Annotated in this window: 24 protein-coding genes; 9 read left to right on the forward strand and 15 right to left on the reverse strand. The window is 65.9% G+C overall.

Annotation, left to right across the window (positions count from 1 at the left end):
- Position 1: 1 nt before the first annotated feature.
- Positions 2-2,206, forward strand: a complete 2,205-nt coding sequence (locus KDD17_RS01490) for a hybrid sensor histidine kinase/response regulator (protein ID WP_212704962.1) — start codon at positions 2-4, stop codon at positions 2,204-2,206.
- Here the strand turns inward: KDD17_RS01490 and pqqE are convergent.
- The 7 genes from pqqE to KDD17_RS01525 form a co-directional block, all read right to left on the reverse strand.
- On the reverse strand, positions 2,193-3,314 hold the full coding sequence (gene pqqE, locus KDD17_RS01495) for a pyrroloquinoline quinone biosynthesis protein PqqE (protein WP_212704963.1): 1,122 nt from the start codon (positions 3,312-3,314) through the stop codon (positions 2,193-2,195). The two genes, KDD17_RS01490 and pqqE, sit on opposite strands and share 14 nt — an antisense overlap.
- Positions 3,311-3,592, reverse strand: a complete 282-nt coding sequence (pqqD, locus tag KDD17_RS01500; RefSeq protein ID WP_212704964.1) for a pyrroloquinoline quinone biosynthesis peptide chaperone PqqD — start codon at positions 3,590-3,592, stop codon at positions 3,311-3,313. Before pqqD ends, pqqE begins: the two co-directional genes overlap by 4 nt.
- On the reverse strand, positions 3,589-4,335 hold the full coding sequence (gene pqqC / locus KDD17_RS01505; RefSeq protein WP_212704965.1) for a pyrroloquinoline-quinone synthase PqqC: 747 nt from the start codon (positions 4,333-4,335) through the stop codon (positions 3,589-3,591). Before pqqC ends, pqqD begins: the two co-directional genes overlap by 4 nt.
- Positions 4,332-5,228 (reverse strand): pyrroloquinoline quinone biosynthesis protein PqqB, encoded by an 897-nt coding sequence (pqqB, locus tag KDD17_RS01510; RefSeq protein WP_212704966.1) that lies wholly within the window; start codon positions 5,226-5,228, stop codon positions 4,332-4,334. Before pqqB ends, pqqC begins: the two co-directional genes overlap by 4 nt.
- A 24-nt stretch (positions 5,229-5,252) precedes the next feature.
- Complete coding sequence (gene pqqA / locus KDD17_RS01515) at positions 5,253-5,354, reverse strand: pyrroloquinoline quinone precursor peptide PqqA (protein WP_212704967.1); 102 nt, start codon at positions 5,352-5,354, stop codon at positions 5,253-5,255.
- 98 nt (positions 5,355-5,452) lie between these two features.
- A complete protein-coding gene (gene rpiB, locus KDD17_RS01520) occupies positions 5,453-5,896 on the reverse strand; it encodes a ribose 5-phosphate isomerase B (protein ID WP_212704968.1) in 444 nt (147 codons plus the stop codon).
- A gap of 111 nt (positions 5,897-6,007) precedes the next feature.
- Positions 6,008-6,460 carry a prepilin peptidase gene (locus KDD17_RS01525; RefSeq protein WP_212704969.1) on the reverse strand — a complete coding sequence of 151 codons (453 nt, stop codon included), beginning with the start codon at positions 6,458-6,460 and terminating at the stop codon, positions 6,008-6,010.
- Positions 6,461-6,598: 138 nt separating this feature from the next.
- Here KDD17_RS01525 and KDD17_RS01530 point away from each other — a divergent pair, with 138 nt between their 5' ends.
- Both KDD17_RS01530 and KDD17_RS01535 read left to right on the forward strand, forming a co-directional pair.
- Complete coding sequence (locus KDD17_RS01530) at positions 6,599-8,173, forward strand: DUF4331 domain-containing protein (protein WP_212704970.1); 1,575 nt, start codon at positions 6,599-6,601, stop codon at positions 8,171-8,173.
- 9 nt (positions 8,174-8,182) lie between these two features.
- Positions 8,183-8,395: a hypothetical protein gene (locus KDD17_RS01535; RefSeq protein WP_212704971.1), complete on the forward strand. Its 213-nt coding sequence runs from the start codon at positions 8,183-8,185 to the stop codon at positions 8,393-8,395.
- A gap of 53 nt (positions 8,396-8,448) precedes the next feature.
- On the opposite strand, the gene KDD17_RS01540 is transcribed toward KDD17_RS01535, so the two are convergent.
- From KDD17_RS01540 to KDD17_RS01550, 3 genes are read right to left on the reverse strand one after another with little or no spacing between them, the layout of a single operon-like run.
- Positions 8,449-9,309: a type II secretion system protein GspK gene (locus KDD17_RS01540; protein ID WP_212704972.1), complete on the reverse strand. Its 861-nt coding sequence runs from the start codon at positions 9,307-9,309 to the stop codon at positions 8,449-8,451.
- Complete coding sequence (locus tag KDD17_RS01545; RefSeq protein ID WP_212706113.1) at positions 9,306-9,851, reverse strand: type II secretion system protein GspJ; 546 nt, start codon at positions 9,849-9,851, stop codon at positions 9,306-9,308. Before KDD17_RS01545 ends, KDD17_RS01540 begins: the two co-directional genes overlap by 4 nt.
- Positions 9,848-10,735, reverse strand: a complete 888-nt coding sequence (locus KDD17_RS01550) for a type 1 periplasmic-binding domain-containing protein (protein ID WP_254796855.1) — start codon at positions 10,733-10,735, stop codon at positions 9,848-9,850. The genes KDD17_RS01545 and KDD17_RS01550 overlap by 4 nt, the downstream gene beginning before the upstream one ends.
- A gap of 134 nt (positions 10,736-10,869) precedes the next feature.
- Between KDD17_RS01550 and KDD17_RS01555 the strand changes: the two genes are divergently transcribed.
- Positions 10,870-11,610: a hypothetical protein gene (locus tag KDD17_RS01555; RefSeq protein ID WP_212704974.1), complete on the forward strand. Its 741-nt coding sequence runs from the start codon at positions 10,870-10,872 to the stop codon at positions 11,608-11,610.
- On the opposite strand, the gene KDD17_RS01560 is transcribed toward KDD17_RS01555, so the two are convergent.
- From KDD17_RS01560 to gspL, 4 genes are read right to left on the reverse strand one after another with little or no spacing between them, the layout of a single operon-like run.
- Positions 11,611-12,819, reverse strand: a complete 1,209-nt coding sequence (locus KDD17_RS01560) for a type II secretion system F family protein (RefSeq protein ID WP_212704975.1) — start codon at positions 12,817-12,819, stop codon at positions 11,611-11,613.
- A gap of 2 nt (positions 12,820-12,821) precedes the next feature.
- Positions 12,822-14,303, reverse strand: a complete 1,482-nt coding sequence (locus KDD17_RS01565; protein ID WP_212704976.1) for a GspE/PulE family protein — start codon at positions 14,301-14,303, stop codon at positions 12,822-12,824.
- Positions 14,300-14,761 (reverse strand): type II secretion system protein M, encoded by a 462-nt coding sequence (locus tag KDD17_RS01570; protein ID WP_212704977.1) that lies wholly within the window; start codon positions 14,759-14,761, stop codon positions 14,300-14,302. The genes KDD17_RS01565 and KDD17_RS01570 overlap by 4 nt, the downstream gene beginning before the upstream one ends.
- A complete protein-coding gene (gspL, locus tag KDD17_RS01575; RefSeq protein WP_212704978.1) occupies positions 14,758-15,831 on the reverse strand; it encodes a type II secretion system protein GspL in 1,074 nt (357 codons plus the stop codon). Before gspL ends, KDD17_RS01570 begins: the two co-directional genes overlap by 4 nt.
- Before the next feature lie 177 nt (positions 15,832-16,008).
- On the opposite strand from gspL, the gene gspG reads away from it, so the two are divergent.
- Genes gspG through gspD form a run of 5 tightly spaced genes read left to right on the forward strand, consistent with a single transcriptional unit; the run spans position 16,009 to position 20,155 of the window.
- Positions 16,009-16,488, forward strand: a complete 480-nt coding sequence (gspG, locus tag KDD17_RS01580; protein ID WP_212704979.1) for a type II secretion system major pseudopilin GspG — start codon at positions 16,009-16,011, stop codon at positions 16,486-16,488.
- Complete coding sequence (locus tag KDD17_RS01585) at positions 16,481-16,951, forward strand: prepilin-type N-terminal cleavage/methylation domain-containing protein (RefSeq protein WP_212704980.1); 471 nt, start codon at positions 16,481-16,483, stop codon at positions 16,949-16,951. The genes gspG and KDD17_RS01585 overlap by 8 nt, the downstream gene beginning before the upstream one ends.
- Positions 16,948-17,328, forward strand: a complete 381-nt coding sequence (gene gspI / locus KDD17_RS01590; protein ID WP_212704981.1) for a type II secretion system minor pseudopilin GspI — start codon at positions 16,948-16,950, stop codon at positions 17,326-17,328. Before KDD17_RS01585 ends, gspI begins: the two co-directional genes overlap by 4 nt.
- Positions 17,325-18,215, forward strand: coding sequence for a type II secretion system protein N (locus KDD17_RS01595; RefSeq protein WP_212704982.1), 891 nt, complete (start codon positions 17,325-17,327; stop codon positions 18,213-18,215). Before gspI ends, KDD17_RS01595 begins: the two co-directional genes overlap by 4 nt.
- A gap of 20 nt (positions 18,216-18,235) precedes the next feature.
- Positions 18,236-20,155 carry a type II secretion system secretin GspD gene (gene gspD / locus KDD17_RS01600; protein WP_254796856.1) on the forward strand — a complete coding sequence of 640 codons (1,920 nt, stop codon included), beginning with the start codon at positions 18,236-18,238 and terminating at the stop codon, positions 20,153-20,155.
- Here gspD and KDD17_RS01605 read toward each other — a convergent pair.
- On the reverse strand, positions 20,149-20,967 hold the full coding sequence (locus KDD17_RS01605) for a DUF4198 domain-containing protein (RefSeq protein WP_212704983.1): 819 nt from the start codon (positions 20,965-20,967) through the stop codon (positions 20,149-20,151). The two genes, gspD and KDD17_RS01605, sit on opposite strands and share 7 nt — an antisense overlap.
- Positions 20,968-21,009: the final 42 nt, after the last annotated feature.

Below are 21,009 nucleotides of genomic sequence, written 5' to 3' on the forward strand. Positions count from 1 at the left end.
CATGTCGCTCGTCAATCCCGCCGACAGTATCGAGCGTCAGAACGAAAAGCTGATGCAGATCGCGACCTCCTTGATGCGAAGGGTCGAGCAGAAGAACGATGAGGCCGGCGCCGCATACGCGCAGTTCGAACGTGCCGCCCTTCTCGAAGTGCAGGTGCGTGAGCGCACGTGCGATCTGGAACGCACGCTTGATCTGTTGCAGGAATCCAACGCGCGTCTCGAGACCGCAAGCCTCGAGACGCGGGAAGCCCGCGCGACCCTGACCGAGGCGATCGAGACGATCAGCGAAGGCTTTGCGCTTTTTGACCCCGAGGATCGGCTGATCCTGTTCAACAGCCGCTTTTGCCGGGGGCTGAGTGATGTGGTCGACGGTCTGCGACCCGGGCTGACGTTTGCGCAATACGTCGGGCTGATATCGACCAGCCGCCATCTGTCGCTGCCCGATACGCTGACCCCGCGCAACTGGGCCGACAAACGCACGCGGCGGCATCGGGACGAACGGGTGGTCTTCAACGTCAGCCTGACCCGCGACCGCTGGCTGCAGGTGAGCGAACACCGCACCGCGCAGGGCGGCACGGTGATCCTGCAAACGGACGTGACCAACATTATCCGGCTAGAGCGGCAGGAACGCGAAAAGATGCGCGACGCGCAGGCGCAGATCCTGCAAGCCACGCTGGATCACCTCGATCAGGGGGTCTGTATCTTTGATCGCGACCAGCGGCTTGTGGGCTGGAACAAGCGGATGGATTACCTGCTGGATCTGCCCCCGCAGCAGGCGGCGATGGGGCACGGATTCTCGGGGCTACTCAAAAGGCTGAACGATCAGCTGCGCTTTTCCGATCCGTTCGACGCGGACATGCTGGAAACCTGGGTGTCCAATACGCAAAGCCGCCCGCCCATCGCCTTTGAAGTGGTGCGCGAGACCGGGCAGACTTTCAGCGTCTTTGCACAGGAAATGCCCGACCGGGGTTTTGTGATCAGCTTTACCGATGTCACCGCAGAGCGCGCGGCGGGCAGGGCGCTGGCGGAGATGAACGAGATGCTCGAACAGCGGGTCGAGGCCCGTACACAGGCGCTCAACGTGGCGCTGGCGGAGGCGGAGCGGGCCAATGCCTCCAAATCCCGCTTTGTCGCGGCGGCCAGCCACGATCTGCTGCAACCGCTGTCAGCGGCAAAGCTGTTCATGTCGTCGCTCACCGGGCAGCTCCCCGATGCCGCCACCCGAGACGTGGTGCACAAGGCTGAAAGCGCGCTGTCCAGCGTCGAACGGATCATCGAGGCGTTGCTGGACATCTCGCGGCTCGACGCGCGGCGCCCGACGTTCGATGTGCAGCCGGTGCGCCTGTCGGCAATCCTTGATCCGCTCGCGGATGAGCTGACGCCGGTGGCGCAGGCCAAGGGTGTCTCGTTGCGGGTGGTGCCCTGCGGTCTGAGCGTGCGCAGCGATCCGGGATATCTGCGACGGATCGTGCAAAACCTCGTCTCCAACGCGATCCGCTATACGGACTCCGGACGCGTCGTCGTGGGCGTGCGGCGCCGCGCGGGTGTCGCGCGGCTGGAGGTCTGGGATACCGGGCGCGGGGTCGCAAAGGCGGATCAAAAGGCGATTTTCCAGGAATTCAAACGTCTCGACACCTCGCAGCCCGAAAACAGCCTTGGCCTTGGCCTCGCGATTGTGGAGCGGGCCTGTAAGAGCCTCGGTCACCCGCTTGAGCTCTCCTCTGAACCCGGACGGGGCAGCGTTTTTTCGGTCGAGCTGCCGGTGCGTAAGGCCGGCATGAGCACCGTCGAAAGTCCTCCCGACGCGCCGCTCAAGGGGCTTGTCGAAAAAGGGCAGATCGTCTTTCTGGTCGAGAACGACGATAGCCTCGCCCGCGCGATGACGCTGATGATCGAAGGTTGGGGCGCGCAGGTAATCCATGCCGCCAGCGGGGAAGAGGGGCTTGCCCTGCTTTCCGATATTGACCTGCGGCCGGATGCTCTGATGCTGGATCACCAATTGGGCGACGGGATGACGGGGATCGAGCTTTTGCGCAGGATCCGCCTGCGCTACGGCCACGTGCCCGCGCGGCTGATTTCGGCGGATCGCAGCGCAGAATTGCGCGCGGCGGCGCGGGATGCGGGCGCGGTGCTGCTGGGTAAGCCGGTGGATGAGGCCGCGCTTGTGTCGTTCCTCAACGAGGCGGCACGCGTCAGCGCGGACTGACGCGGTAGGTCAGCGGTGCAGTGTCATCGGCGGAGAAATCCTGTGCCATTTCCTGCATCCGCCCGTGCAGCGGGGATTTCACGCAGACCGGGTCGGTCGCCGCCGCATCGCCCGCAATCGCCATCGCCTGACAGCGGCAGCCGCCAAAATCCAGCTTACGCCGGTCGCAGCTGCGGCAGGGCTCCTGCATCCAGTCGTCGCCCCGGTAGGCGTTAAAGGCGGCGCCGTGGGTCCAGATGTCGGCCAGCGGGCGGTCGCGCACGTTGTCGAATTCCAGATGCGGGATCGTTTGTGCCGCGTGACACGGCAGCACCAGCCCGTCGGGCGTGACGTTCAGACCCGTCGTGCCCCAGCCACCCATGCAGCGTTTAGGATAGTCCTGGTGGTAGTCGGCGGGCACGTAGTCGATGACCATGGTGCCTTTCAGTCGCTTGCGTGCCTCGGCCACGATGCGACTGGCTTCATCGGCCTGTGCGCGGGTCGGCATGAGTGCGGCGCGGTTCTGCATCGCCCAGCCGTGGAATTGCACGATGGCGACCTCCATCCGCCGCGCCTTCATGCTGACGGCCATTTCGATCGCTTCGGGCAGTTGGTGAAGGTTCTGACGGTGTACAACGGCGTTGAGCGTCAGCGGAAAGCCTGCGGCGACGATCCACTCCGCCGCCTGCATCTTGCGTTTGAACCCGCCGTCGTACCCGCCGATCCGGTCGGCCATGGCCGCATCCGTACCCTGCAATGACAGCTGCACGTGATCGAGGCCTGCGTCGTCCAGCTCTGCCAGTCGCCGCTCGGTCAGGCCGATGGCCGAGGTGATGAGGTTTGTGTAGAGGCCTGCCGCGCGTGCCGCTTCGACAAGTGCCGTCAGATCGCGGCGCGATGCGGGCTCCCCGCCGGACAGATGCAATTGCAGCACGCCCAGATCCGCGGCCTCGCGGAACACCCGTGCCCAGGTGTCGGTATCCAGCTCGCGGTCGCGCGCGGCCATCTCGACCGGGTTCGAGCAATAGGGGCAGCTGAGCGGGCAGCGGTACGTCAGCTCCGCCAGCATGGCGATGGGGGCGGGGGGCGCGTGTGGGGTGGGAGATGGGTGTGGCGCGGGGATGTTCATGCCGCGACCTCAAGGATGCGGCGGTCCATCAGACCGGTGATGTATTCGGTCACGTCGCCGCGGATCTGATCTTCGGGCGCGTCATAGGAAGCGGCGAGGTGGGTGACGACGGCGTCAAGATCGCGCGCGCCGTCCAGCGCCGTCAGGATCGCGTGGGAAATCGGATCAAGGGCGATGGTCCGTTCGGGCGCCAGCAGCACCCAGCGCGCGCGCACTCGGTCGTGGTGCAGACGCACGCCGCGCGGGATTACGGGGATGTCAGTGCCGTGCAACTTCATGCGGCGACCGCGATCAGATGCGTATCGGGCTGCCAGCCACCGGGCGGGATGCGCCCCGGCGCCACATAGGCGGCAGAGATCGCGTCGAGCTGCGCCCAGAGCACGTTTGTCTTGAAGATCAGCGCCTCGGCGGCAGCATCCTGTTTTTCCGCCGTATCTGCGTGATCCAGCACCCATTTGAGGCCAAAGGCCACGTCCTTGGGCGCCTCGCTCAGCCGATTGCGGAAATAGCTGAGCGCGCTGTCGTCGGCAAAGGCGTAGTTGGCCAGCAGCCCTTCAATCCGGGCTGCGTGGATCTTGGGCGCGAACAACTCGGTGAGTGAGGCGGCGACGGCCTCCAGCAGCGTCTTGTCGCGCACAAAGCGCACGTAGGCCTCTACCGCAAATGTGGTCGCAGGCAGGATCCCGCGTTTGGACGCGACGTAGTCGCGATCAAGCCCCACGGCATCGGCCAGCCGCAACCAGCGCTCGATCCCGCCTTCGTTGGTGTCGGTGCCATCGTGATCCTCGATCCGTGAGCGCCACGCGCGGCGCAGGGCCGGATCCTCGACCCGTGACATGAACGCCGCGTCCTTCATCGGGATCGCCGATTGGTAGGCGTAGCGGTTGATGACCCAGGCACGCACCTGCGTGGGCGTGCACCCGCCCGAGTGCAGCAAATCGTGGAACGGGTGCTTGTCGTGATAGCGCTCCGCACCGATACGGCGCAGACGGGCCTCGAATTCTTCGCGCGATTGGGTCACAGGGTCAGCTCCATTCCGTCGGCGGCGATCAGCCATCCCGCCGCCTCGGCCTCTGCCCGCTCCGGCGCTGAGGGGCGCAGCACGGGGTTGGTGTTGTTCATGTGAACGAATACTTTTTGACGCACGTCCATATCGGCAAAGCCCGCGATGGACCCGTCGGGCCCTGACATCGAGATGTGGCCCATGCGCTTGCCGGTCTTCTGGCTCAGCCCCGCGGTGACCATTTCGTCATCGCGCCAAAGCGTGCCGTCGAACAGCACCATCGCCGCTCCCGTCAGCCGGTCGCGCAGACCGGGCGTCAGCCGCGCGCAACCGGGGATGTAGTAGGCGCGGTTGATCCCATCGTCGAGGGCAACGCCAACGGTTTGCTCGCCCATCATTTCGGTCTCTACTTCAGCGCCTTCGAGGTACAGCGGGACTTTGCCCGGCACGGCAAACAACGTCGCCATGAGGCCCGGGACCAGGTCGAACGGCGTGTCCATGGCAATGGCCCGGCGCGGCACGACGTCGGTATTGAGCGCGTTGAAGATGGGATTGTCGGCCACCACCGACAGGATTTCGGACGTCGCAAACAGCGTAAACGGTTGCTGTTCGCGCAGCGTCAGCAGGCCCGCAACGTGGTCGATATCCCCGTTGGTAAGCATAACAGCGCGCAGCGGCAGATCGCGCAGCCCGGTCGGGTGCAGACACGGCGTGCGCGCCATCTGTTCGCGAATATCGGGGGAGGTGTTCAGGATCGCCCAATCCGACCCATTGGCAGAAACGGCAATCGAAGATTGTGTCTGCGCCGGGATCTCACCCGCGCGGGCCAAGTTGCAATTCTCGCAACCGCAGTTCCACTGGGGAAGGCCGCCGCCGGCGGCCGCCCCCAAAATCTGCACGCGGAGAGTCAATGAACAGGCTCCGCGCGAAGGGAATCAGAACAGAACGCCGCCGGCGTCTTCTTCGCCCTCGGGGCCGTACATGTTGATTTCCATGCCGCATTCGATTTCGCGGATGATTGGTTTGGTCCAGGCCATTGGTTGATCCTCCATTTACGCAATGATGCTGACCCGAGTATCGGTCCGCTGTCAACGCACGTCTATGATACCATGGTCGGGGGCGGGAAACCGCGCGTCTATGCAGGCTCGATCATATCGACGCGGGTCGCGTGGCGGCCGCCTTCGAAGGCGGTATCGAGAAACGCATCGACGATCTCGATGGCGAGGCTCTCGCCCACCACGCGCGCGCCGATGGACAGCATCTGGGCGTCGTTATGCGCGCGGATCATCCGGGCCGAAAACGGATCGGCGCAGACGCCGCAGCGGATACCGGGCACCTTGTTGGCCGCCATCATGATGCCTTGACCGGTGCCGCACAGAACGATCCCCAAATCCGCCTCGCCCTGCGCGATCCGACGTGCGGCCGCGGCGCCGTGCAGCGGGTAATGGGTGCTTTCGGCCGTTTCGGGGCCAATGTCGGTGACTTGCCAGCCACGCGCTTTGGCGTGGGCGGCGATGGCACGGCGCAATTCGATGGCAGCATGGTCACTGGAAAGAACGAGGCGGTTGGCGGCGGTCATAGTGGATCCTTTGGGTGGATGGCAGTCTGGACCCTCATCTGGACCGAAGCGCGCGCAATGAAAAGGGGCAAGGCTCACGCTGGGGGGGCTGAACCCGATACCGCAGGGTCGTCAAAAGGGGGCCGTCTGGATCAGCCAGACGATCATGAAGCCAAGTGCGATCCACGGACCAAAGGCGATCTGCGTCCCGCCGCGCCGTGTCAGCAGCGCAAATACAAGTGCTGTGCCCGCGGCGATCAGCATCACCATGGGGAGTGCCGCCCAGCCCAGCCATGTCCCCGCCGCGGCAAACAACTTTGCGTCGCCCAGGCCCAGCCCCTCGCGCCCCGTGCGGTTGAAATGCAGATGCCCGACCAGCGCCAGCAGGGCGTAGGCCGCAACACCCCCGATCGCCCCCGCGACCACCCGGTCCCACCCCTCCAGCGCCGCGCCACACAACCCCAGCGCGATCAGCGGCAGCGTGAGCCGGTCGGGAAGCCGGTGCGTGCGCAGGTCGATCCACGCGAGCCACCCCAGCCCCCCGGCAAGCAGCCCCGTCAAAACACCCCAAAGAATTGCCTGCATTTTCCGAACCGAATTATTTTTGCGCGCGCTTGAAACTCTTGCGCAACCCCTACGTGAGTACGGGTGCTTGAACAACAAACACAAGCCGACAGGGCATAATCCGGGGAGGCCGGCATGCCATTCAACAAGGAGAGACGGATGCCATTTACGAAAAAAGCGACAAAATTCGCGATGACGGCCAGTGTTGCCGCCCTCGTCGCGTCCGCGGCGGGCGCGTCGTCCCACCGCGAGGCCCCGGGGATTACCGAACAGCCCAAGGTGGACGCGTCAGATTTCTACATGTTCCGCAGCTACGAGCCGGGCCGTGAAGACTACGTCACCTTCATCGCGAACTACATTCCGTTGCAGGCGCCCTACGGCGGTCCGAACTATTTCACGATGGACCCCGACGCGATCTACGAGATCCACATCGACAATGATGGCGATGCCGTCGAGGATGTGACCTTCCAGTTCGATTTCAACAACGAGTTGGCAATGGACGGTGCGGGCATCGCGCTGCAGATCGGGGATGCCACCGTGGCGATCCCGCTGCGGACGGCAGGTCCGATCACCGGCGCTGCGGATGATCCGCTCAACGAGATCGAGACCTACACGCTGACCAAGATCACCGGCGACCGCCGCTCGGGCACGCGTGAGGAAGTCGATGGGCCTGACGGGCACATCATGGCGAAACCGCTGGATTATATCGGGACAAAAACGCTTCCCGACTATGAAGGCTACGCCAATAACTTCATCCATGACATCACGATCCCCGGCTGCGACGCGCCCGGCAAGGTGTTCGTGGGTCAGCGGGCCGAAGCCTTTGCCGTTAATCTCGGCGAGATCTTCGATCTGGTGAACCTCGTGCCGCTTGAAGGCTCGATCGAGAACGACCGCTCCAACGACGATCTGGTCGGTCTGTTCAACGTGACCTCTCTGGCGCTCGAAGTGCCGATCGACTGTGTGACCGGTGACGGCAATGGCGTGATCGGTGCCTGGACCACGGCCAGCCTGCCACAGGGTGAAGTTGAGGATCCGTCTCCGACCTACGCATCCACATCCGTCTACGGTGGTGCCTTTGTGCAGCAATCGCGGCTCTCAAACCCGCTGGTGAACGAAGTCGTCATCGGTCTGCCGGACAAGGATCTGTTCAACGCGGCAGAGCCGACACAGGATGGCGCGCTCGCCACCTATGTGACCAACCCGACGCTGCCTGCGCTGATCGACATTCTGTTCCGCGACGCGCTGGGCGCCGAAAGCAACATCGCGCCGTCGAACCTGCCCCGTCAGGATCTCGTCACCGCGTTTCTTACCGGCTTTCCGGGTGTGAACCAGCTGGCCACCGTGACCCCGTCCGAGATGTTGCGTCTGAATACGGCCATACCCGCGACCGCACGTGATGCGCAAAGCCCCTTCGGTGTGGTTGCCGAAGATCTCGCAGGTTTCCCGAATGGCCGTCGTCCGGGTGACGACACCGTCGACATCGCCCTGCGTGTCGTGATGGGTGCGTTGTGCCACCCCGTGCCCCTTGGTGCCGAGCTTGGCATCGAAGGTGCGGTTGAGGATACCGACAGCGATCTGGTGAACCTGGGACTGTGCGCTCCCGAGGACGCGCCCGTTGGCAATGCGCCCTTTATCGACGGCGCGCCGATTTCCGCGGCTGAACTGCAGAATGCGTTCCCCTACCTGAACACGCCCTTGCCCGGTGCCGGCGGCGATGACAGCGAAGACTAAGGAGAGCACATGAAACTGAGTATCAAGACAGCAACCCTGCTGGCCGGTGTTCTTCTGGTCGCCGCCTGCGACGGCTCGGATGACAACGGTGAGGCCTCGGGCATCAGCACGCTCGGCTCTGCCTTCCGTGCGATGTTCGCCGCCGACGCAAACGCCGAACCGGTGGATGCACAGACGGTCGACATCTCGGTCGATCTGACAGCGGATCCGTTCAACCCCTGAGGTTGGCGCTTCATTGAAAACACGAGAAAGCCCCCGGCGCACCGGGGGCTTTTTCAGTTTGCGGCCTCGGGCACCTGGCCGGGACGCAGACGCCGCCGCACGATCTGAACCGCCTTGACCCCCGCAGCATTGCGCCGCGCCAGCGTGGTTTCCAGAACGACCCGCGCGCGCCCGGCCTCGGCAAGGATGTCGACGCGGTAGACGTTGGATGTAAAGCCGCTGTTTTGCGGGCGCAGGGCGCCAACGCGCTGCAACATCTCGCGGGTAAGCTCTCCGCGCGCGTCGCGCATCCGCAGCAGCTGCGTGGTTTGGCCGGTGTTCTGCATCATCACCGACAAAAGAAACGGGTCGACGGAATTGAGGTTCACCGTGCCGGGCACGGGCAGGGCCGTCGCATACGGCCCCAGAGCGGCTACGGTCTCGGCGCTGACGCCATAGTCGGTCAGATCCTCCAGCGCCGCGACCGGACCGGCCGCCTGCAGGATGCGGATAATCTGATTGACGGTCTGTGGCGGCTGGTCGAGCGCAACCATAAGCCGGGTGCCAAAGGCCTGCGTGCCCGCCGATAGATCTGCAAGCTGGTTGATGTCGAATTTCGCCTGCAAATCTTCGATGGCGACGGAAAAGCGCCCCGTCGGCAGTCGGGCCTCTCGCTGGATCACGCCAAGCGCCCAGGGCTCGTTCAGGTGATCCGCCTCGGGCGCCGTATCGAGATCGCGGCGCAGCGCGTCGATGACAGAGCTTTCGGCACCCAGCGCGATCTGCTCGGCAACGGCGACGTCCGCGGCGTCGGCGATCCTGTCCAGCGCGCGCTCCTGACCGGTGATCAGCAGCACCATCAATCCCCCCGCGATGGCCAGCACCACAAGAACGTTGACCAGCACCACGCCGCTGTCTTCCGACCTGCGGCTCATCGGCCCTGTCCCGCAGGCAGGGCAAAAAGGCGCACGAGCGTTTCGGGCGGGTCTGCCCGCAGTGTCACGCTCAATTCGGCGGCGTGCGCGGCCGGGATAGTCTCCGCCGCGGTCGGCGGCCAGCTGTCATGCCAGCGGCCCGCCGCATCCATGGTACGCCACTGCGCGCTTTGCACGTTCTCCAGCAGCCGCTGATCGACGTCAGGGGAGGCTGCCCGCGCGACACGTCGCACAAAAACGCCGTCGCGCGCGATGTAGGTGACGATGACGATGCCTTCATCGATAGGCCGCGCAAATTGCAGTGCGTTGTCCTGCAACTGCGTGCTGGCGCCAGTCATCTGCAACAGGTCGCGCCGCAGGATCACGAACGTGCGGTCGATGTCGGCCAAGCGCTCGAGCCGCCCGTCGGTTCGCGCGCCGGTGCGCGCGACGGTGTTCAGAACCGCCAGCCCGGCCACACCGATCAGGGCAAAGATCGCGAGGGACACGAGGACTTCGATCAGGCTCACGCCCGCCTCCGGCTCCCGCCGCGGCTGGCTCATACCGACGTGCTGCCAATCAGGCTGAACTCTCCTGCGCCGACTTTCAGGACACCCAGGCCCCGCTCGCACAGGCCCGAGCGCAGGAAGCGGTAGGGACCGATTACGCCGGTGAAGCCTTCGGGGCGGGTCAGCCCCGCCGCATTCAATTTCCCGGCCTGACCCAGAATGCGCAGCAGGTCGACCCCGTCGAAGGCAAGCCCGGTGATGATCCCGCCGGACGTGCCGGATGCCTGGCGAAATGCCTCGTCGAAGGCGGCAAAGCGCAGCGGATCCGGCGCGGCAAACCACGCCTCCCGGAACGCGCGACGGCCCGACAGATCCAGCGCGGACCATTGGGTCGATCCCAAAAGCTGCACGCCCTGACCCTGCAAGGCCTCGGCAAAATCGGGAAGTGTGGCGTCGGCCACGGGTAGATAGACGGCCTTGGGCAACGGCCCGTTGGCCTGAAGGGCGGCCATGAGCCCTTGGGCATTGCTGCGTACAACGCTGGGGCGCACGCGGATCCCGAGGGCCGCGCCCACGCGCTCGGCCGCTTGTGCGGATTGCGCGCCAAAGGCACCGGGCGGCACGACCGTGACGACATCGCCCAAACCCCGCTGGGCGGCGATCGACAGGATGGCCTGTGCCGATTGCGCCGGCGTGACGCCAAACACAAAGGTCCGGCGCCCGGCAAGTGCTGCGTTGTTCGACAGCGTGACGACCGGCACCCGCACGCTGGCGCTGATCGCCTCGACCTGCGCGCTGAAAACCGGGCCGACGAGGATCTCCGCGCCAGCTGCGACTGCGGCAGTGGCGGCGGCAACGGCGCTTTGTGGCGTTGAGCCGCTGTCCACGATCTCGATCCCGATGCCGGGACCGCCGCCAAGGGTTGCGGCACTGCGCAATCTCTGGCCTAGATCGGCGGACTGACCGGACAGGGGCAACAACACCGCAGACCGACGCGGCCCGCCACTGCCTGTCGACGTGCCCGAACCGGGGAGCGCAAGCTCACCGCAACCAGATGAAAGAGTGACCAGCGATGCCGCAGACAGACCCGACAGGACACGCCGCCGGGAGACGCGCGCGCGGGGCCGCGCGGATCGGGCGCTGGATGGGAGTCGGGGCTGTGACATTGGCGATCCTGCTTTTAGTGTTGGGGGGTCTGGCGCTGCGCGTCCCGGTAAGTCTGCTTACCCGAAACATCGTTCTGCCGCCAGCGGTGGTTGCGGTGCACGGCTCTGCGCGCCGGGGTCGGGCAACACTTACGGAGGGCTATACCCTGCGCTGGGGCAGCGGTCTGGCTCTGCTGCCGCTGCCTCATCTCAGAACCGATCTGTTGCTTGAAGGGCCCGATACCCGTGTGGATGCCCGTGCGGCAACCGGAGCGGGCGGGATCACGCTTGAGCGCGCGTCGGGCCGCGCGGGGCCGGGGCTGGCGGCGATGGTTCCGGGGGCATGGCGGTGCGACATGACGGCTGTGGTGCGGGACGTCTCGCTTGCGTGGCGATGGCGCGATGCGGCAGCGGCGGGGACGATCTCCACGCCTGCGGGTACCTGCACCCGTGGCGACCGACGCGCGGAAATCCCCGCCCTGCAAATCGCGCTGTCGTCAGAGGGGCGCGACGCCGTGGCGCGCCTCTCGCAGCCGGGCGGGGCCGAAATGGCGCATCTGCGCCTGCGTCGGGACAGGGTGCTGGATATCCACATTGCGCCATCGGCGGCAGAGGTCTTTCCGGCGCTGCCGCGTGGCGGGCCGATCACGTTGCAACTGCCGTTCTGATTACCCTGCGAGACCATTGAGCCCCACAATCGGCATCAGGATCGACATTACCAGCAACATGACGATCCCCCCCATGACCAACAAAACCGCCGGTTCCACCAGCGCGACAATCGTCGTGACCGTCGCCTTGAGCCCTGCCGCCTGATCAACGGCAGCCTTGTTGAGGCTTTCGCCCAGCTGTCCGCTGGCCTCGCCGCTGGCGATCATCGCGATCAGCATCGGGGGAAAAACCTTTGCAGCCTCGACCGCGCGCGAGAGCGCCGCGCCGTCCTGCACCGATTGCGTGATCTCGGCCACACGCGCGCGCACGAAACGGTTGGGTACCGTGCCGGAGGCCGCGCGCAGCGCCTCGGCGAGCGGTACGCCCGATTGCACCAGCGTCGCCAGTGTCCCCGAAAATTGCGCCGCGTTCATGCGCAGCACCAATGGACCCAGCAACGGCGCGCGGATCAGCCAGCCGTCCCAGCGCAGGCGCAGCGCCGGTTGGCGCAGCAGCGCAAGCCCGGCAATGACGAGCAACGCGCCGGTGCCGGCCACCGCAAGGCCCCAGCGCGTCATCCAGTCGGACACGGCTATCAGGCCGCGCGTCAGACCGGGCAGATCCGCGCCGCGCGCGGTAAAGACGCGCACGATGTCGGGCACCACGAACGTCAGCAGGGCCACGATCACGCCGATCGACACGATGGCAAGCAACGCCGGATAAATCAGCGCCAGTTGCAGGCTCTGCCGGTTGCGCGCGCGATCTTCGATGTGCACCGCCAGATGTTCCAGAACCTGCGGCAGCTTTCCCGCCGTCTCTGCCGCGCGCACGGACGCGCGGTAGTATTCGTCAAATGACTGCGGCACCTCCTGCAGCGCTTCGGCAAAGCTGCGGCCGTCGACGATCGCGCTGCGCATGTTCAGCAGCAACGACACGTCGCGAGGGTTCGACATCTGGTCGGTCACGATCTTGAGCGCGTCCTCGATCCGGACCTGCGCACCCACCAATGTCGCCAGCTGGCGCGTCACCAGAACCTGTTTCTTGAGGCTCAGCCGGTGGGCGCGGACGCCGCGCGCGCTGCCGACACGGTGTTGCGTCGCCTCGACCGAGAGTGGCAGCAGGTCGCGGGCCCGCAGATCGGCACGGGCGGCAGCCGCACTGGTCGCTTCCACGAGGCCCTTTCGTTTCTTGCCGCCGGGGTCGACCGCCTGATACTGGAACGCGGGCATGCTCAGCGCGCCTCGACCAGCGCGTCGTCGCGCACGGCGCGGGCGACTTCGGACACCGTGGTCAGGCCATCGCGGATCTTGTCCACGCCGTCCTGCAGGATGCTGGGGGCGGTACCGCGCGCCTCGGCGGTCAGCGCCGCTTCGGAGGCGCCGTCGTGGATCATCGTCTCCAGCTTCGCGGTCATCGCGATGATTTCGTAGATCGGAAGCCGTCCACGGTAGCCGGTATCGTTGCAGGCGTCGCAGCCCACGGCCTCGCAAACCTCGGTCCCGGCGGGCAGCGCACCCGACAGCAGCGCGGCCTCGGCATCTGTCGCGGGGCGCGGCGCACGGCATTCGGGGCAAAGCCTGCGCACCAGCCGTTGCGCGACAAGCCCGCGCAGCATCGGAGCAAGCAAATAGCGTTCGACCCCCATGTCGATCAGTCGCGATACCGCGCCGATGGCCGTGTTGGTGTGCAGCGTCGACAGAACGAGGTGGCCGGTCATGGCGCTCTCCACGGCGATACGGGCGGTTTCGCCGTCGCGGATCTCTCCGACCATAATGACGTCGGGATCCTGTCGCAGGATCGCGCGCAGGCCCCTGGCAAAGGTCATATCGGTCTTGGCATTGACCTGGATCTGGCCCACGCCATCCATGGAGTATTCGATCGGATCCTCCACCGTGAGGATATTGCGCTCGCGCCCGTTGAGCGCGTGCAGGGCCGCGTAGAGCGATGTCGTCTTGCCCGAACCGGTGGGCCCCGTCACCAGCACCAGACCTTCGGGCGCGTGGATGATCCCCTCGAATACCTCGCGGTCGCGCGCGCTGAGCCCAAGATTGTCGATCCCGGTCTGCGTCTGCCCCCGGTCGAGCAGGCGCAGCACCACCCGTTCGCCAAATTGCGACGGCAGGGTCGAAATCCGTACATCCAGCTCGTAGCTGCCCACGCGCAGGCTGACCCGGCCGTCCTGCGGCAGGCGTTTTTCCGCGATGTCGAGCTTGCCCATCACCTTGAGACGGCTTGAGAGCTGTGCGGCAAGCGCCCGGCGCGGCGTAAGGACTTCGCGCAGCACGCCGTCCACACGAAAGCGCACCACCAGCCGCTTTTCCTCGACCTCGATGTGGATGTCCGACGCGCCGTCCTTGACAGCCTCAAGCAGCAACGCGTTGATCAGCCGCACGACAGGCGCATCGTCATTCTGATCGAGCAGGTCATCGACGGAGGCGGCGGTTTCCGCCAGTGCGCTCAGATCGTCGCCGTCCGCGTCCGCCATGCTTGCCGCCTGTGAGGCGCTGTCGCGGTATGTGGCCGACAGCGCCTGATCAAAGGCCTGCGCGTCGATCGGTTCAAACGTGACGCGACCGCCCGCGACGCGCTGCGCCTCCAGAAGGGCGGGCAGCGTCGCGCCGGGCAGATGGCGGCACAGCGGCGGGCCGCCCGTCTCCTCGGCGATCAGGACGCCGTGCGCCTTGGCAAACGAATAGCTGAGCGTTGACGTCATTGCGCGTCCTCCACCGTCATGCGCAGGGAAACCATGCCGGGCGCCGTCAGGCGCGACATCTCGACCGATATGGCGCGCACGCCGCTCTGTGCCTCCAGCGTTGCGATCCAGTCAATGAGATCGGCATAGGCGGCCTCGGCCACTGTGACGCGCAGGCGCGGGCCTTCGGGGTCAAGCCGGGCAAGCGTGATGCCCGCGCGCTCACCGCTTTGGGTCAGGCGCTGGGCCAACGGCGTGTCAGGCAAAACGGGTGCTGCGGGCCGGGCGGCAGCGCCGCCGTTTTGCCGCGACAGCTCGATCAAGGTGAGATAGCGGGCGATCCGGTCGGCCTGTGCATCCTGCGCGCGGGCAATCGGCTGCCAGACGTAGACCCACGTGCCCAGAACCAGCAAAACCGCCGCACCGCCCAGCACCAAGGCGCGCTCGCGCGGTGTCAATGAGGCAAGCGCCGACATCATGGCCGCACCGTCAGGTCAGCACGGGCGGAGCCTGCTTCTGCCGTTGCCGATCCGCTCGACACGCGCAGACCTTCGGCACCCAGCCCTGCCTCGGCGCGTTGCAGCGCGTCAAGATCGGGCGCCTCCAACGTGATGCGCAGCGCCTCCGGCGACCAGGTCAGTTGGCGGAACGTCACCGCGTCGGGCAGCGCCGCCAGCGTGGTCGAGACGCGGTGCATTACCGGCAGAAACGCTGAGCCGCGGATCGGCTCGTTCATCGCCGCCAGCCTGCGCTGGATCAGGGCGGGAGGTTGGTCTGCGTCGGCGTCGGGCAGTTGCGCGGTGAGGGCGCTTTGCGCGCGGGCCTGCAAGCTGTCGGCGATGGTGCGCTGCGCGGCCGCGTCCGCCGCCGCAAGGCCAAGGTGGCCGATCGCGCCGATCACGCTGGCGGCGGCCAGCCATTTCAGCGGGCGCGCCAGCCCGCGGGCGGGCCGAAAGGCCCCCTGACGCAGGTCGGTCAGATCCTGTACGCGGGGCGGCGCCGGCAGGGCGCTACCGCTGTGTTGCGCGCCGATGCTGCGGGGCAAGGGATCGCCAAAGCTTTGCACATCGGGTGTGCCTGCCAGATGCCATAGCGTCGGGAGCATGTCGGTCCTAGCGGCAAAGCCGCTGCCGTCGGATCCGCGTACCAGCGCGCGCCCTGCGTGGGCATAGCAAATCCATTGCGCCCCGCCCTCCGCGCTAAAGCCGGGGCGCGGCACAAGGAGCTGTTCCGGTACGATTTCGCGACCGGGAAGCGCATCGCGATAGCGGTGCATCACCTCCGTCGCAACTGCCGCGGCAAGTATTTCGCCCGGCGCGCCGCCTTCTCCGCACAGCGCGACATGCGTGGTGCTCAGTGCCTGCCCCAGTTCGCCCTCGATGGCGAAAGGCAAGGCCGCGGCGCGCTGACGGGCGGCGCGCACCGGGAGGCTCAGCACATGCAGGCTGACCAGTTCGGCGGGGATCACGACGATTGTGTTACGTAGGGAAGGCGGGACCAACGCCTCGAATGCGACCGGCTCTGCGTCAGATTGCAGGGGGTGGGCCACGTCTTCCGGGGCCGGTGCAGGGGGCGCGACCGGGGGTTTAATTGCCTGATTTATTGAGGTATTTTCGTTATTCACGGGCTTGCTCTGGCGCCTTGTTTGATGCACTATGGTCGGTGGGTTCCTCCGGTTGTGGATACGCTCGCACAAAACACACGGCACGACTAGGAGTTGAGTTTCATGACGGTCAAGAATTCAGAGAACCGCAAGCATCCCGCGCGGCGTGATCCGGAAGCCGGTGTCACGCTGATCGAGATGATGGTGGTTCTAGTCATCATCGCGGTTGTCGCCGCGATGGTTGTCCCAAATGTCATTGGCCGCCCGGATGAGGCGCGCGTCACCGTGGCGCGTACCGATCTGCGCACGATTGCAGGCGCGCTCGAGATCTACCGCCTGGACAATCGCACCTATCCAAGCACCGCGCAGGGTCTTGCGGCGCTGGTGCAGCGCCCCACCGTACCGCCGGAGCCTGTGAACTGGGCCAGCGGCGGTTATCTGAGCGTGATGCCACAGGACCCATGGGGCGCGCCCTATGTCTACCAGTCGCCGGGGCAGACGGGGCCATTCGATCTGACGACGCTCGGCGCCGACGGGCAACCCGGGGGCGAGGGAGTGAATGCCGACATCACCCATGGTACAGTGCAGGCCAACAATGGCTGAGACGCGGCGCGGCGACAGCGGCGTGACCCTGATCGAAACGCTCGTGGTTCTGGTGCTTGTTGCGGTGGCGGCGGGTATCGTGACGCTGTCGCTTCCCGGAACCGCGCCGCCACGCGCGGTCGCACAGGAGGCTGACCTGCTTGGCAAACGGCTCAACCTTGCGGCTGAACGGAGCCTGACCACCGGCCAGACCCTGCGCATGGCGTGGGGCGATGGCAGCTACGGCTTTTCGGTTTGGGACGGGGCGGCGTGGACCCCTGCCACAGCACAATCATTGGCCGGACCGCACCGGATCGAGAGCGGGCTGATCCTTGACGATCCGGACGGTGCGCGCAGCGGTGAGATCCGAATTACCGCTGATCTGATGCCCGACGCCGAAGGGCCGCGCGTGCTGCGCATCGGCAATGGGGCGCTGCGGCACGCGGTCACCTTTGACGGCGCCCGCGCGTCGGTCGCACCATGAACGCACGACGCCAAAGCGACGCAGGCTTTACGCTGATCGAGACGCTTGTGGCGCTGACGGTTCTGGCCGTGGGGGCAATGACGCTGCTGACCGGGGTGGAGCGGCACGCGAGCGCAACCGGGATGCTTGCCGATAGGGTCGTTGCCCGCTGGGTGGCTGAAAACGCGCTCGCGGCAACGACGCTCGGGCTGGATGTTGCGCCCCGTTGGCGCAGCGCCATGGGCGTCGATTGGGCAGTGCAGCTGGATGCGCGACCTTTGCCGGGCAGCGGGCTGAGTGCCATCACCGCGCGGGTGGCCGACGCAGCGGCGGGGCCGGGGGCGACGCTGGTAACGCTCACCGGCTATACGGCGCTGCCTGACGGGGCGGTGCGATGACCGCGGCGCGCCTGTGGACGCTGACGGCGCTGTTGGTCGTGGCGCTGATCGCCTCGTTGATGTTTGCGGGCGCGCGGCTGATCTGGCATGCGCAGGGGCATACGTCGGTTTTGCCGCAGGAATTGCCGCCCATCGGCGCCGCCCCGCAGGAGACCGCGCCGCGCGACACCGCCGCGATTGCGGCACTTGCCCCCTTTGGCCAAGCCGCAGCACCCGACGCTGTCGCGCGCCCCGCGCAGCAAAGCCGGATCAGCGCCACGCTGCGCGGCGTTCTGGTGGATCCCGACCCGGCGGCCTCACGCGCGTTCCTGCTGGTTGCCGGTCAGACGGCGGTCTATCGGTTGGGCGATGCGGTTTCGGGCGCTGAACTGGTGGCGATCAATACCGATACGGTGACCCTGAAGGCAGGTGATGATCTGGTGATCGTCGGGTTCGACGGTGTCGTGGACGGCGATGCGGGTACGGGCACGGCCCTGACCGCCGCGCCGCAGGTGGATGAGGCGCCGGATGATCCCTTCGCGCGGCTGGCGGCGGCGATCGTGCCGGGGCAGGGCTCCATCGACCTGCGCGACGCGCCCCCGCCCGAGACGACCGAGGAATATATCGCCTTCTGGCGGGAGCGGATTACACAAAACCCTCAGGCCGCTATGGATACCGTCGGCCTCGAACTGGTGGAAAATGGTTACAGGGTAAAGACCGATCCGAACATCGGGGTGAGTTTGGCTGGGCTACGTGCGGGGGATGTGGTAACCCGGCTCAACGGGCAGACGCTCGGCGATCTCAAGAATGACAGGCTGCTCTACGATGAGGTAGCGGCGTCCGGGATCGCCCGGTTGGAAGTGGTACGGGACGGGAAGGCGCTCTTGCTGACCTTCCCGCTGAGGTAATGAGCAGGGGAGGGCACCGCATGGGCAGGCTTGTCAGCATCGCGCTGGTGCTTTTGATGTGGCTGCCGACGGGTGCGTCGGCGCAGGGCGTCGCCCTGAACGACAGCGATCCCGTCTTTACGATCAATCTGCGCGACGCGGAAATCTCTGTCCTGGCAGAGCAGGTGTCGGAGATTACGGAACGTACGCTTGTCATCAATCCGGGTCTTTCGGGCAACGTCAGCGTCATTTCGGCCAAACCGCTGACGCAAGCGGGGGTGTGGTCGCTGTTCCAGTCCATGCTGCGCGTGCGCGGTTTCGTGGCGGTCGAAGCCGGTGTCATCTGGGAAGTCGTGCCGGAAGGCGAATCCGTGACAAAGGCGGGTACGATCCCGCCCGGCGGCCGCGCGGGCGATCAGGATGTCATCACCAAGCTTGTGCCGCTGGACCGTCTGCCCTCCTCTGAGGCGGTGCGCGTGTTGCGCCCCCTGGTGGCGCAGACCGGTTTCATCGAGGCGCTGAGCGATCCGAACGCGATCATCATCACCGATACACAGGCGAACGTCGACCGCATCGTCAACATCGCACGCACATTTGATCTGCCCGAACAGGACCGCACCGAAGTCGTGCGTTTTGCCTTTGCCGATGCGCAGACCGTGGCGCAGGCAATGTCGGAGGTGCTGGGCACATCTGGCACGGGTGCGCGGATTTCGGTCGATGCGGCGTCCAACGTGCTGCTGGTGCGCGGCACGGAAAGCGACATCAGCCAGATACGCCAGCTCGCCCGCGATCTGGACGTGGCGCCACGGACGTCGCCACAGGCGCAAAAGCGCACCCATATCTACGGGCTGCAATTTGCGGATGCCGAGGTTGTCGCCGAAATCGTCGCCAACACGCTTCAGGGCGGCACCGATATCACCAATCCTGTTGCCGAGGATGTAGAGGGGCAGGCACCAGCGGCCTCCGGACCGGCGCCCGAGGTTTCCGTGCAGGCCTCGACAGAGACGAATTCCATCGTGATCCGGGGGACCAACAGTCAGATCCAGGAAGCCTCCAGCCTGATTGCCGCGCTCGACCAGCGTCCGCGTCAGGTGATGATCGAAGCCGCCATCGTCGAGGTGTCCGGCGAGGTGGCCGAGCGTCTGGGCGTGCAACTGGGCATCGCCGATCAGATCCCCAGCGGCGGTATCGCGTCGACAAGTTTCAGCAACGGCGGTGCCTCACTGGGGAACGTGCTGGCCGCGCTGGGGGTCAATCAGGCGTCTGGGCTCGCCAGCGGTCTCACGCTGGGCGGCGCCGTCGATAATTTTGGCATCCTTGTGCAGGCGCTTTCGCAATCGACGCAAGCCAATCTGCTGTCCACGCCGTCGATTACCACCACCGACAACAAGCCCGCCACCATCGTTGTCGGTCAGAATGTGCCGTTCCGCACGGGGTCCTTTGCCACGGATGGCAACACCGCCACCCCCTTCACCACGATCGAGCGGCGCGATGTGGGCATCACGATGCAGGTGCTGCCGCGCGTGACCAAGAACGGTATCGTGCGTCTGGATATCGCGCAGGAGGTGTCGAGCCTGGTGAACGCCAATGTCGAGGGCGCCGCAGATCTGATCACCAACCGCCGCGTGATTGAAACCACGGTGCAGGCGCAGGATGGGGGTACGGTTGTGCTGGGCGGTCTGATCACCGACGACAACCGCTCGGTCGAGGGCAAGGTGCCGGGGCTTGGCGATGCACCATTGATCGGCGGGCTGTTCCGGTCACGGGCGAAGGATCAGACGCGGCGCACCCTCTTCGTGTTCCTGCGGCCCACGGTTATCGACACCCAGCACAAGGCAAAAGCCGTGGCGCAACGCCAGTTCCAGCGCCTGCGCAAGGCCGACGCCGCAGAGCCCCCGCGCAGCCTGCTCAAGGAGCGTAAGGTCAACCGCCTGCCGCTCGAGATCAACGGCCTTTACTGAGCGTCGGGCACGCGGAACGTGAGCGACGCCCAGAGCGATTCCCAAACGGCACCCTTGGTTTCGATCACCAGCGCGCGGGCGGGTTCGCGCAGCACGACGGTATCCACCAGATAGGCCGCGCCCGGCTCTGCTGCGAAGGCGACGATCCCCTCCGCCGATGTGACCGCGCTGCGTTCCGCGACGGTGCCATCCGTACCGCGCACAAAAACCGTAACCTTGTTGCCCGCCAGCGGCACATCGCGGTAGAGCGCCTGAAACCGCAGATCCGGGCCCGAATGGGTATAGGGGTTATCGAGCGCGACAAGCTCAAGCTCGAGCCCGCGCGGCGTATCCTCGCCCGCCCCGTCACCCACCGCGACAAGCGATTTGGCAAAGCGCATATAGGCTTCCTTGATCGGCGATTTTGGCAGGTCGCGCTCGGCGTGGGCGGCGAGGGTCTGCTCGTAGCCCTTCGAGGTCACGAAACCCGCGAATTTCTCGTACTCACGGTAGGTAATCGTGCTGTATGTCGATTGATAGATCAGCGTCATCAGACCTGCCTCGGCCTGAGCGGCGGTAAAGGCGGGCCGGTCACCAAGGCGCCCGGTCAGCGGGGTCGTCTGCGCTCCGCTGCGTTGCTCCGCCAGAACGGTGCTGCGGTCGTTCCACGGCAGCTTGTTGCCAACGAACTCCTCACCGTTGATGCGATGGGCCTGTACCTGCGCCCCGACCTCCACCTGCCACTCAAGCGGTTCGATCCAGACTTCATGGGCCTGCGCCGCGCTGAGGCCAAGCAAAACAAAAAGCGGAGCGAGGAGGTGGCGATAGGGCATGGGAGCAATCCTTGAGAAGGGGGCGGGCCGGGTTTGATTGAG

The organism is Sulfitobacter albidus (genome assembly GCF_018200035.1).
GTDB lineage: Bacteria > Pseudomonadota > Alphaproteobacteria > Rhodobacterales > Rhodobacteraceae > Sulfitobacter > Sulfitobacter albidus.

Coding starts and splice junctions, on each gene's coding strand:
- KDD17_RS01490 (WP_212704962.1), top strand. CDS start 2: ATGTCGCTCGTCAATCCCGCCGACAGTATCGAGCGTCAGAACGAAAAG.
- pqqE (WP_212704963.1), bottom strand. CDS start 3,314: ATGAACATCCCCGCGCCACACCCATCTCCCACCCCACACGCGCCCCCC.
- pqqD (WP_212704964.1), bottom strand. CDS start 3,592: ATGAAGTTGCACGGCACTGACATCCCCGTAATCCCGCGCGGCGTGCGT.
- pqqA (WP_212704967.1), bottom strand. CDS start 5,354: ATGGCCTGGACCAAACCAATCATCCGCGAAATCGAATGCGGCATGGAA.
- rpiB (WP_212704968.1), bottom strand. CDS start 5,896: ATGACCGCCGCCAACCGCCTCGTTCTTTCCAGTGACCATGCTGCCATC.
- KDD17_RS01525 (WP_212704969.1), bottom strand. CDS start 6,460: ATGCAGGCAATTCTTTGGGGTGTTTTGACGGGGCTGCTTGCCGGGGGG.
- KDD17_RS01530 (WP_212704970.1), top strand. CDS start 6,599: ATGCCATTTACGAAAAAAGCGACAAAATTCGCGATGACGGCCAGTGTT.
- KDD17_RS01535 (WP_212704971.1), top strand. CDS start 8,183: ATGAAACTGAGTATCAAGACAGCAACCCTGCTGGCCGGTGTTCTTCTG.
- KDD17_RS01540 (WP_212704972.1), bottom strand. CDS start 9,309: ATGAGCCGCAGGTCGGAAGACAGCGGCGTGGTGCTGGTCAACGTTCTT.
- KDD17_RS01545 (WP_212706113.1), bottom strand. CDS start 9,851: ATGAGCCAGCCGCGGCGGGAGCCGGAGGCGGGCGTGAGCCTGATCGAA.
- KDD17_RS01555 (WP_212704974.1), top strand. CDS start 10,870: ATGCCGCAGACAGACCCGACAGGACACGCCGCCGGGAGACGCGCGCGC.
- KDD17_RS01560 (WP_212704975.1), bottom strand. CDS start 12,819: ATGCCCGCGTTCCAGTATCAGGCGGTCGACCCCGGCGGCAAGAAACGA.
- KDD17_RS01565 (WP_212704976.1), bottom strand. CDS start 14,303: ATGACGTCAACGCTCAGCTATTCGTTTGCCAAGGCGCACGGCGTCCTG.
- KDD17_RS01570 (WP_212704977.1), bottom strand. CDS start 14,761: ATGATGTCGGCGCTTGCCTCATTGACACCGCGCGAGCGCGCCTTGGTG.
- gspG (WP_212704979.1), top strand. CDS start 16,009: ATGACGGTCAAGAATTCAGAGAACCGCAAGCATCCCGCGCGGCGTGAT.
- KDD17_RS01585 (WP_212704980.1), top strand. CDS start 16,481: ATGGCTGAGACGCGGCGCGGCGACAGCGGCGTGACCCTGATCGAAACG.
- gspI (WP_212704981.1), top strand. CDS start 16,948: ATGAACGCACGACGCCAAAGCGACGCAGGCTTTACGCTGATCGAGACG.
- KDD17_RS01595 (WP_212704982.1), top strand. CDS start 17,325: ATGACCGCGGCGCGCCTGTGGACGCTGACGGCGCTGTTGGTCGTGGCG.
- gspD (WP_254796856.1), top strand. CDS start 18,236: ATGGGCAGGCTTGTCAGCATCGCGCTGGTGCTTTTGATGTGGCTGCCG.
- KDD17_RS01605 (WP_212704983.1), bottom strand. CDS start 20,967: ATGCCCTATCGCCACCTCCTCGCTCCGCTTTTTGTTTTGCTTGGCCTC.